Origin of the sequence: Polynucleobacter sp. JS-Safj-400b-B2 (genome assembly GCF_018881975.1) — a bacterium.
Lineage (GTDB): Bacteria > Pseudomonadota > Gammaproteobacteria > Burkholderiales > Burkholderiaceae > Polynucleobacter.
Genome location: NZ_JACVPJ010000004.1, coordinates 221,217 through 230,663, shown reverse-complemented (window position 1 = coordinate 230,663; position 9,447 = coordinate 221,217). Strand labels below are relative to the sequence as shown.

General features: G+C 44.2%; 14 protein-coding genes. 13 read left to right on the top strand and 1 reads right to left on the bottom strand.

Features of this window, described 5'->3' with window-relative positions:
• The first annotated feature begins 71 nt into the window (after window positions 1-71).
• From ICN48_RS06810 to ICN48_RS06785, 6 genes are all read left to right on the top strand, one after another.
• The gene (locus ICN48_RS06810; protein ID WP_255539500.1) at window positions 72-1,694 is read left to right on the top strand and encodes a DEAD/DEAH box helicase; all 1,623 of its coding nucleotides are present in this window, start codon (window positions 72-74) and stop codon (window positions 1,692-1,694) included.
• A 69-nt stretch (window positions 1,695-1,763) separates the two neighbouring features.
• Window positions 1,764-2,393: a nuclease-related domain-containing protein gene (locus ICN48_RS06805; protein WP_216152944.1), complete on the top strand. Its 630-nt coding sequence runs from the start codon at window positions 1,764-1,766 to the stop codon at window positions 2,391-2,393.
• Window positions 2,394-2,430: 37 nt separating this feature from the next.
• On the top strand, window positions 2,431-2,709 hold the full coding sequence (locus ICN48_RS06800) for a hypothetical protein (protein ID WP_216152943.1): 279 nt from the start codon (window positions 2,431-2,433) through the stop codon (window positions 2,707-2,709).
• Window positions 2,696-3,061, top strand: coding sequence for a hypothetical protein (locus tag ICN48_RS06795; RefSeq protein WP_216152942.1), 366 nt, complete (start codon window positions 2,696-2,698; stop codon window positions 3,059-3,061). The genes ICN48_RS06800 and ICN48_RS06795 overlap by 14 nt, the downstream gene beginning before the upstream one ends.
• Window positions 3,058-3,849, top strand: coding sequence for a DNA/RNA non-specific endonuclease (locus tag ICN48_RS06790; RefSeq protein WP_216152941.1), 792 nt, complete (start codon window positions 3,058-3,060; stop codon window positions 3,847-3,849). The genes ICN48_RS06795 and ICN48_RS06790 overlap by 4 nt, the downstream gene beginning before the upstream one ends.
• Window positions 3,842-4,093, top strand: a complete 252-nt coding sequence (locus tag ICN48_RS06785) for a hypothetical protein (protein WP_216152940.1) — start codon at window positions 3,842-3,844, stop codon at window positions 4,091-4,093. The genes ICN48_RS06790 and ICN48_RS06785 overlap by 8 nt, the downstream gene beginning before the upstream one ends.
• Window positions 4,094-4,197: 104 nt before the next feature.
• Here the strand turns inward: ICN48_RS06785 and ICN48_RS06780 are convergent, their stop codons facing one another.
• Complete coding sequence (locus ICN48_RS06780) at window positions 4,198-5,460, bottom strand: DUF1173 family protein (protein WP_216152939.1); 1,263 nt, start codon at window positions 5,458-5,460, stop codon at window positions 4,198-4,200.
• 293 nt (window positions 5,461-5,753) lie between these two features.
• On the opposite strand from ICN48_RS06780, the gene ICN48_RS06775 reads away from it, so the two are divergent.
• From ICN48_RS06775 to ICN48_RS06745, 7 genes are all read left to right on the top strand, one after another.
• A complete protein-coding gene (locus ICN48_RS06775) occupies window positions 5,754-6,041 on the top strand; it encodes a hypothetical protein (RefSeq protein WP_216152938.1) in 288 nt (95 codons plus the stop codon).
• A 19-nt stretch (window positions 6,042-6,060) separates the two neighbouring features.
• Window positions 6,061-6,393 (top strand): hypothetical protein, encoded by a 333-nt coding sequence (locus ICN48_RS06770; protein WP_216152937.1) that lies wholly within the window; start codon window positions 6,061-6,063, stop codon window positions 6,391-6,393.
• Between the two features lie 3 nt (window positions 6,394-6,396).
• Entirely contained in the window at window positions 6,397-6,903 is a 507-nt protein-coding gene (locus tag ICN48_RS06765) for a hypothetical protein (protein WP_216152936.1), read from the top strand.
• Window positions 6,904-7,203: 300 nt separating this feature from the next.
• A complete protein-coding gene (locus tag ICN48_RS06760; protein ID WP_216152935.1) occupies window positions 7,204-7,683 on the top strand; it encodes a hypothetical protein in 480 nt (159 codons plus the stop codon).
• 140 nt (window positions 7,684-7,823) lie between these two features.
• The gene (locus ICN48_RS06755) at window positions 7,824-8,240 is read left to right on the top strand and encodes a hypothetical protein (RefSeq protein ID WP_216152934.1); all 417 of its coding nucleotides are present in this window, start codon (window positions 7,824-7,826) and stop codon (window positions 8,238-8,240) included.
• A 154-nt stretch (window positions 8,241-8,394) separates the two neighbouring features.
• Complete coding sequence (locus ICN48_RS06750) at window positions 8,395-8,700, top strand: hypothetical protein (RefSeq protein WP_216152933.1); 306 nt, start codon at window positions 8,395-8,397, stop codon at window positions 8,698-8,700.
• A 72-nt stretch (window positions 8,701-8,772) separates the two neighbouring features.
• Window positions 8,773-9,447 carry a metallophosphoesterase gene (locus ICN48_RS06745; RefSeq protein WP_216152932.1) on the top strand — a complete coding sequence of 225 codons (675 nt, stop codon included), beginning with the start codon at window positions 8,773-8,775 and terminating at the stop codon, window positions 9,445-9,447.

Here is a 9,447-nt window from a genome sequence, read left to right as displayed (position 1 = left end):
AGCCCCATGTTAGGAATAGGCTGAGGCGGGTATTTCCTCAGGTTAGTCAACGCGTCGGAGAAACCATTGTTTTGTCCGATAACATTGAAAATGCCCGTGATTTACTCTGGTTTACTGAGCGATATCCAATGACCATGGCCACTAAAGCAAAGTCATTGCTCAAATCAAGATCAAAGTCCCATGAAGAATCTGAAACACTCATTGCGCAACTGCTAAATAATATTCAAAGCCCTGATAATTTTGAGCTAGCTAAACCAGCGCGAGAATATCAAAAATTGGCAGGAAGTCTTGCTAAGATCAAATCCGGTCTTTTGCTGGCTGACGATGTTGGCCTCGGGAAAACGGTAAGCAGCATTTGTGCCATGGCGCAAAAAGAGCATTTGCCTGTGCTTGTTGTGACATTAACTCATCTACCAGAACAATGGCGCGATGAGATAGCTAAATTCGCTCCAAATTTAGTGGTGCATATTTTAAAATCAGGTCAACCCTACAACTTAGTTTCATCACTAAACCCACATGGAGACAAGCAAGAGGCACTATTTTCAGAGGATTGTCCTCGCATGCCTGACGTCATTATTAGCAACTATCATAAATTAGGCGGGTGGTCGGAGACGTTGTCTGGCGTCGTAAAGTATGTGGTCTTCGATGAAGCACAAGAACTGCGAAGAAATGAATCCAATAAATATTGGGCTGCTAAACATATTGCCTCAAAAGCCATTTTGCGTATGGGTCTTTCGGCCACCCCCATTTACAACATGGGCCATGAGTTTTTTAATGTGATTGATGTGATCTTACCTGGTTGCCTTGGCACCAAGGAGGAATTTATTCGGGAGTGGTGTTCTACCGAGAATCAAATCAAAGATCCCAAGGCCCTTGGCGCATATTTGCGACGTGAGGGCATCATGCTTCGACGTACCCGCAAGGAGGTTGGACGAGAGTTGCCGCCCTGTCCCAAGATTATTCAAACCATCCATACTGATTCTAATATTTTGGATCGAGTTAGGGGTTCTGCCATTGAGTTGGCTAAAATTATTCTAGCTAATGGGCAATCTTATAGGGGTGAGAAGTTTCACGCCAGTGAAGAGTTCAACGTCATCTTGCGCCAAGCAACAGGCATTGGAAAGGCGCCGTATGTTGCTGAGTTTGTACGTTTACTTTTAGCCTCAGAACAAAAAGTCATTCTGTTTGGATGGCATCGCCAAGTCTACGACATCTGGATGGAGCAATTGGCTGAATTTAAGCCAGTTTTGTATACGGGCTCAGAATCCCCAAAACAAAAACAAGCCTCTAAAGAAGCTTTTGTAAATGGCGACTCTCGACTGATGATCATCTCCTTGCGCGCTGGTGCCGGGCTTGATGGGTTGCAAGATGTTTGCAAAGTTGGCGTCTTCGGCGAGATTGATTGGAGTCCAGGCGTTCACACGCAATGTATTGGTCGCTACCATCGTGATGGACAGAGTGACCCCTCATTGGCTTACTTCTTACTTTCAGACGAGGGATCCGATCCCGTAATTGCAGATATCCTGGGTCTTAAAAAGGGGCAAAGTGATGGCGTTCTAGATCCTAATGCAGAGTTACTGGAAACCTTGGCTGCTGAGTCTGGGAGCATTAAAAAACTCGCAAAAGTGTATCTCGAAAAATTGGGAGTGACATTGCCCGCATTGGAGATCGCTGATCAAGGGTTTGAAGTCTAGCGAGATCTCTTCGTATTCGTGATTTTTCAAACTTGCTTCTGCATTTCGGTAGCTTAATCTGATTCTATTATGAAAACACAAAATAACTACCAAACGCCCGAAGAAAAAAGCTACAGCAGCGAAGCATTTGCCGCAAACCTGTTATCTTGCGAGTTCAAAAAAGCATTTGAGCACGTATTTACAATTCAGGGTGCCATTTTCAAGCCCAATGACGGCCTCATGCCATCGAGCACTGAAGCGGATACCATCATTATTTGCGAGGGCGGCATTTTTGTATTTGAAGTTAAAAGTTGGGATGGATTCATTCATCAAGAGCAATCCACATTTTTTGTGACTCAGCCAGGTAAGCCGGCAAAACACCGCGACAATCCGATTCATCAAAATACCCGTAAGTGCCGCTACCTTAAAGCGCTTGTGCCCGGTATCAATGTTCAAAATCGAGTTCTCATTACAGGCGAAAATGCGGTGCTGGACTATAAATTGCCGCCACTGCTAATGACAAGGCAAGATATTCCTCATTGCGTACGTACTGACAGCTATTTGGCTCGCCATAAGTTAAACCTCATCCCGCCAGATGAGGTTAAGCGGATTTACCAAGTCATTGCTGGCGCGATTAGTGAGGCCAACGTCACCAAGGAAGAGCATATTGCCAATTGCCAGTTTCACCACAAAGGTGAACTTGCGCTTCAAGCCGCTTAACGCATCCTGTAGATCATTCAGTTAACCCACTCAAATCATGATTGCTTATAAAAATACCTTGTCAATTAACCCTAATGAGCGCGACTTTTTGCTGATGATTGCCGATGAACAATTTCCATCGAAAATTAGTGTTGAAGGGTATAACCGACTTATTAATGATGCTATTGAACGCAATACTCAAGAGGCGAGCGCAGAGGCAATGCTACTTAATGCTATCTTAGAGTCAAAAAAAATCACTGATGGGATTGTGCCGAACCTACTGGCAACCCAAACAGATATTGATTACGCACAGGAGAAATGCTATGTTTCGCATTAATAAGACAATAATTGCTACTATGTCGGCCGTTGTAGTGCTTGCCCTATCGACGAACGCTAAAGCGCAGATTGATATAGGCTCCGCTATGGAGTCTGCGGTCGCATCTATAAGCGGAGCTCTTTATCAAGGGGTAGCAGCCGCTCAAGCTGCCGCGCCAAATCAAAATATCCTGCCGGCTTGCCCTTCGGGGCAGTCACCTGCAGCATTGCAAAACTATTTATCGCAAACCCCAGGATTAGATGCGGCAATTGCCTCTGGTAACAATACTCAGGCGCAAAATTTAATTGCGGCCGCCATTGCCGCTTGTCCTAATGGCATTGCAACCATTACCCCAGGAATTGCTAACCCTTGAACGCACTATTCACCAAGCTCATTATTTCCATTGCAATTGGCAGCATTACTCAATCTGTTTTTGCGACCAGCGGCTGCCCAGAAAACTATGCAAGCGGACAACCGCCGCAATTGGTTAACCCGAAATTAGCGCAAGGTTTTGTGGAGCTCTGCGCCCAAGGCGGGGTGTTTGCAACTGGTTACTCCAAATTGACCAGAGACCCCCTTTATTCTGCCGAGCATATTACATCTGAGCACATGGCCGAACGTAAAGGTCGCGGCAGAGAAAATAGCTTTAGGCCAGATGATCGTTTATCTCATAATGATCGAGCTGAACTAAGCGACTTCAAACGCTCAGGATTTGATCGAGGTCACATGGCTAGTGATGCAGATTCGTGGTCCAATGAAACTGAATTTGCCACCTACAATCTATCAAATATGATTCCACAGGCACCACGTAATAATAGAGGCTTGCATGCACATATCGAGGGTGCCGTTAGGCATTTTGCCCAGAAGGTAGGCGAGGTCTACACTATTACCGGGCCTATCTTTGATGGCAGTAGTATTTCTTGGTTAAATAATCGAGTCGCCATCCCAACTCGACTTTACAAACTTGTGTATCTACCTTCGCGCAATGAGGCCGCAGCCTATTTGGAAATTAATAGCGATGGCCCAGAAGGTCAAGAATACACAGAAATTAGTGTTCAAGAGCTAAATCAACTCACTGGCATGAATATGTTGCCTGGCGTACAAAATGTGGGATTATTAAGACTTCCAAAACCATCAGGGAAAGGGGTAATCGGTGAGTAAATTTGTTACCTTTAAAAACGATGCTCAATCCATCCAGATTGGCGGGATCACCATTGAGAACGGCTCTGACTCGTTAAAAATTTATGGTCAGCATAACTTTGATTTTAGTCAGGCCGGGCTCGCTGACCTTAAGCTCTTAGCCCAGATTGTGAATGCCGGTGTTGACGCATTAGAGGATGTAACTGGGCTACCAAAGACTCTCGAAATTAAGCCTCCCTCTAGAAAGCCAAATCCATTTTCCTAACGGGAAATATATTCACCAATCTTGTCATCTAGCAATAGCTGCGCCACGTTATTTTGCCATGCGGACATTTCGTCTGCGCCTATGGAGATTGAAATCATAAACCGTTAACGTACCGGTGGCAATGGTGGCATATCTTTTGATTTTGTAAGATCCCAAACCCAAAGATCAGCCTCAGCCTTTCGATAAACTTCTTGCTTTTCTTTTTTGCGATTGTCGTACGCTTGATTGCCAACCATGCCGTAAATTTCCATAATGGTTTTTGATCGGGCTGTATCGTATAAAACAAAGTCAGGGAATACCTCATCCGAGCTATCGTATAGCAATGGTTTTGAGAAGTGTCGATCTGCCAAACGCAGCGCATCGGCAACCTTTAATTCATGGTTAGATTCGATTGGAATGAGTGCCGCGCTGGTATACATTATGCCTGCATCGATGAGGCTGAAATAGCCTTTTTCGTGAGGCATCAAGAGCGCCAAAACAATGCATTCGCCTTGGTTTTGTTCTATATGCGCAGTGAATCTTCCGAATCTCTTTTCTAATTTCTCAATAAGAGCATGTTTAGCATAAATGGGATAGGCATGATCTTTAAGTTTGATGATGTAACCACGATCGGTACGTTCAACTGCCTTTATTCTGCCAAGAATCATCCCCGTATGTATTCTGGTTATTGATTTCGAATTTTTCAATTTAGCAGGCGTAGCGCCCATTGCGCTACGTAGCAATGGTACGGACCAGGTATCCCATGATCTTTTAATTTCTTGTGCTGCATTTGTAGAAAACTTTGGCACAACATACATCGCCTCAGACATGCTCCTTCCAGCAATTTCCCCTTTGGATGTGGTTGCTAAAAGGTGATTGCGAGCCAAATACCAATCTCTACGCCACCCGGGAAACCAGCGATTGAGGTTGGACTCTTCCCATAGGTAGTGAAGTAGCCCCAAAAGCGTTGATGATCGTCTTGATGTTGATTTTGAATCTACCTTGGTTCGTGCGCCAGATGGGGGTCTAGTTGGCGCCCCAAGTTCCAGACTAAGGGGCTGGTTTAGCCGAATCGAAAATGAACCGTCACCCCTCTTTTGTAGCGCCTCTTGAGAATACGAATCCAAGCCAGAGCCCCCTGATTCGTTTTTGAAAAAGTCACACCCAGGATGATGTAGGTGACCCTCATTAGGCCATCCTGCGACATAGTATCGCCCTGCACGTCTCGCTATAACCAGTCTGGGGCAATCTTTATTGCATAGGCAATTGGCGTGCCCAACCGTATTTTTAGCCAGTAAAACAGCATGAGCGTATTTTTGCGGCTCATGTTGAAAGTGATCAAGCGAAATCTCCGAGGTTCCAATTTTAATTTTGGTAGTTGAGCTCATCCCCTACCGTAGCTTTTGTTTCTTATTGTTTTGTATTAAGAAATGGCTAATTTTTGCAAGATTTTGAAAGTTAATTGATCTGCTATTCGTGGCAATATTAAGTCACATATTGATGGGGTGATTGATGTCCACATTTACAACTGAAGATCGAATTGCGGCGCAGCTTGAACTTGAAAAGCTTCAACCTACCAGCGTCCAGCAAAAATTAATGGAAGCAAATTGCGAATCATTAGAAATAGAAGGACCCCTCAAGATACCAAGCCAATTACCTACGGAAAAATAACAAAAAGATCATGACTGCACATATTAAAGCGCCCTATTTACTGGCTATGGCTCGTAAATTATCTGACGCACTGAGAAATGATGTGCATATTCGATTTAGAGATGAAAGCGAAGAAGAGCACCGAGAGCGTCGAAATCAAATCGAGGAGCAAAGCGCTCGAATCCTCGATATGCTGGCCGCAGAATTCGAGAGAATTTCACTTCTCAATATACAGCTGGGCGAATATTTCGAATGTCCTAAAAAAGCACCATCTAGCTTTAGCGCTCGTAGACACAGCGGCAAGATCTCATCCAATTAATTAACCTCAAGGAAATATCGTGGAATCTACCTCATCAAAAATATTGGCCGGAATATTTGCAATTGCTGCAATTATGGGCATTGGCTGGGCGCTTACCTTCAACGGGCTTGCGCTGAAATCCTACTTCGCCCCCAAAAGCGTAGCGATCGATAACACGGTTTTTCATGAAAGCCAGCAATACAACGATGGCATGGTGCGGGATTTAGAAAATCTTCAGATCGAATACATCAATGCCGATGCCGACCACAAACAAGCATTAAGAGCCATTGTGCTGCATCGCTTCTCCGTCTATCCAGAAGACAGGATGCCGCCTAATCTGCGTAATTTTTATGAACAACTAAGGGGGAAATAAACAATGATTAAAAGATATAGTCTATTGATAGCGGGGCTGACTGCTGTCGCAATTCTCACGGGCTGTGACGACCCGCAACAAAACTCAACCCAGATTGAGCGCAAACAACAAGAGCAGCTAAGTCTCCAGGGGGTTCAACAGGTTGGTATGCCTTCCATCACCAACTTTGCTGAAAAGCGCATGATGAAAGATATTCTGGAAATCCGGGATCAAGCTGTGGCAACAACCACTTATTTAGTTGACATGCAGGGCGGACTCCATAAGCTCTGCAATTCTGTTGGCTACGGGCTTCCGTACGCAACTCAATATACAAACCCGCAACGCGTTTCCGGGGGAGCACAAACCCCAAGCACTGGAAATGTGGCCATTCCACAAGCAGACCCAAATGGCCTTTATAGCCCTGCGTCAGCCGACGGCACATGGGTTCAATGTGTAGACCCAAAAACAGGCAAAGCCAAGGTTGTATATGTGGAGCCGCGCATTATTGTGAGTCCCATTCCGCTTGGTTAATGTCACTCATTCGTGAACTACTCCCGCTAATTTGCATACGCAAATCTAGCGGGAGCTTTTTTAGCAGCCCAATAGAAGATTTTCAGTTTGAGTACTTAGTCATAAATTGGAGATTTCAAACTTGATTTTAATGATTTGCATGGAAAAATATCTATATGCAAAAAACACAAAATAATCAACCGTCTCAGTGCCCTCACCCATCACATATCGAGGCGGTGCTAAACAAATCTCGCGAGCATTTTGACGTGACCAAACATCCAGCATTAATTCTCAGCAGCATCAAACAAGCTTAGACGTGCCATGACAAATCAAAATCTTGAAATTGCCTTAACAAAAATTCAGGCACTGGTGGCGGGCGTTAAAAATCAAGAGCCTAGCTTAAATTTATACCGCGAAATTATTCGCTCCACCATTATCTGCGCTATCGATTCAAAGTCGGGTTACAGCGGACAGGAATTGAGAATATCTGGCGTAGATACCATTATTAATGGCGCTCCAACTAAATGCATTTCTGTATTTACTAGTTCGGCGCATGCTCAAGCTATGCACAAGCTGTTGAAGCCGGAGAACGATCCTGATCTCACCATCTCTAACCAGCTATTTCTGAAAATATTAATGCTTGGGTCGAATCTAAATTCTCCAATTTTGATAAATCCCAATGCACACAATTATGTAATACCGCCATCCTTGGCAAGTCACCTGCTTTTTGCCGCGGCATTATATGAGTCTGACTTACTTCGTGCTGCGGAGGAGATACCTTTTAATGCCATCGCTCACTAAGTCTCCACCGTCTTCCGCCGTCACTTTGTTTGCCAATATTCGGAAGTGCCAAGCACAAGACCGATTATGTTGGAAAAATTTCTCAATTGCACTTACTGGCGAGAAGTCTAACGCCCATCAACGGAGTCAGGCTCACAATCATGTCAGATGAAACAAAAGAACTAAACCTTCGTCCTGAGCTTGGAAGGCTTTTATCCTTTGTTGGCCGTGTGGCTTTAGCTATTCGCCTATATAGCGCTTATAGCCCCTCTAAAAAATATGCACTTGGACAGGAAATATGCGACATTGATCTTATGTGGCTCTCAGATAGCTTGCATAATTTTAATATGCTTGGTGATGCCATAATCATGGGGCATCGTGAAAGTATCGATGATTCCTGCGATTTCCTGATTAGCGCCTATAAAGGCTATCTTCAGATTGATCACCCCAATACACTCAACAACCCAAGGCGCGCTTCTGCGCCAGCATTTGCTCGTAACGAGCAATATTTTTTATTAAACGATGGAATATCCATTCTGGAAGCCATTAAGAAAAAGTGTGGTCTAACCGATGCTTAAGCTCAGAAAGAGGCCAAGGCGTTTGTTTCAAAGTGAGCGAAGTAGCAAGTTCAGCTTATGCGTAATTGGGCTTTCTTGTCTATGCGCCATCACGATTACATTGTGCGCCCTACTTGGCTATTTTCTCATTTTGGAGCCTGTTGAATGGTTTCCAATGAAAGAGCATGCCCAGCAATTTTTTATGTTTTTTATTGGAAACCACTTGATTGGTGTTGGCGGGGTCGCCTTTGTATTCATGGTTCGACGTAAGGTTCGGTGGATATTTATGGCATGTGCCTTTTTGGCTGTAATGTTCGCAATTTTGCTATTTGTATGGATGCCTTTGTGGTTGCGCATGCAAGATTTATATTTTTACGGTGGCGCCATCATCGTTGCCGCCACATCATTCTTCTGTATTTTGACATTCGCACTGGCGCTTACCAACGTTCGCACTGACAAATACAAGCAAATCCTTATATAAATATTGAGTATTCGAGTTTGACATCGTCAAATTCATTGCGAAGATATCCATTCACTTTAATGGAAAATTTCAATGAATTTTGTCAGGTCAATCAAGAAAAATCAACTTGGACGAGATTTTGTTGTTGGCGATATACATGGCTGTTTTGATGTGCTTGATTCAGCTTTGCTTGATATTCAATTCAATACCGCTAAGGACCGCTTATTTTCAGTCGGCGACATCATCGACCGTGGACGCCATTCTGCAAAATGTCTTGAGTATCTAGACAAAGATTGGTTTTACGCGGTAACCGGGAACCATGAGCAGATGGCGATCGACTATATGCTCCATGGCGTAGATGAAGAGTGCTACCGTAGCAATGGGGGCCAATGGCTTATTAATAATACCGATCCCTTTGAACGTGACCGCTTTCTAAGCGCATTTGCCAGCCTTCCAATTATTATCGAGGTTGAAACGGATTTCGGCATGGTCGGCATAGTTCACGCTGAATGCCCAACATCAAATTGGAGCGCTCTTAAATCTGGATTAATCAATCCAAAGACTAGTTACCACCTAACGCAAGCCTGCCTTTGGAATCGAAAGGTTATATACGACCTCTGCACTAAGCCTGTTGAAGATGTTCACGCAATTTATTGTGGCCACACAATCGTAGGCTCTGCGCAAGTACGAGGCAACCATCATTTCATAGATACCGGCGCTTTTAAAACCGGACGGCTCACTATTGGTCAAATTCAAGGCCAAGAATGA

Excerpts from the sequence above, each read along its gene's own strand:
- ICN48_RS06805 (WP_216152944.1), top strand. The coding sequence starts at position 1,764 with ATGAAAACACAAAATAACTACCAAACGCCCGAAGAAAAAAGCTACAGC.
- ICN48_RS06800 (WP_216152943.1), top strand. The coding sequence starts at position 2,431 with ATGATTGCTTATAAAAATACCTTGTCAATTAACCCTAATGAGCGCGAC.
- ICN48_RS06795 (WP_216152942.1), top strand. The coding sequence starts at position 2,696 with ATGTTTCGCATTAATAAGACAATAATTGCTACTATGTCGGCCGTTGTA.
- ICN48_RS06780 (WP_216152939.1), bottom strand. The coding sequence starts at position 5,460 with ATGAGCTCAACTACCAAAATTAAAATTGGAACCTCGGAGATTTCGCTT.
- ICN48_RS06775 (WP_216152938.1), top strand. The coding sequence starts at position 5,754 with ATGACTGCACATATTAAAGCGCCCTATTTACTGGCTATGGCTCGTAAA.
- ICN48_RS06765 (WP_216152936.1), top strand. The coding sequence starts at position 6,397 with ATGATTAAAAGATATAGTCTATTGATAGCGGGGCTGACTGCTGTCGCA.
- ICN48_RS06760 (WP_216152935.1), top strand. The coding sequence starts at position 7,204 with ATGACAAATCAAAATCTTGAAATTGCCTTAACAAAAATTCAGGCACTG.
- ICN48_RS06755 (WP_216152934.1), top strand. The coding sequence starts at position 7,824 with ATGTCAGATGAAACAAAAGAACTAAACCTTCGTCCTGAGCTTGGAAGG.
- ICN48_RS06750 (WP_216152933.1), top strand. The coding sequence starts at position 8,395 with ATGAAAGAGCATGCCCAGCAATTTTTTATGTTTTTTATTGGAAACCAC.
- ICN48_RS06745 (WP_216152932.1), top strand. The coding sequence starts at position 8,773 with ATGAATTTTGTCAGGTCAATCAAGAAAAATCAACTTGGACGAGATTTT.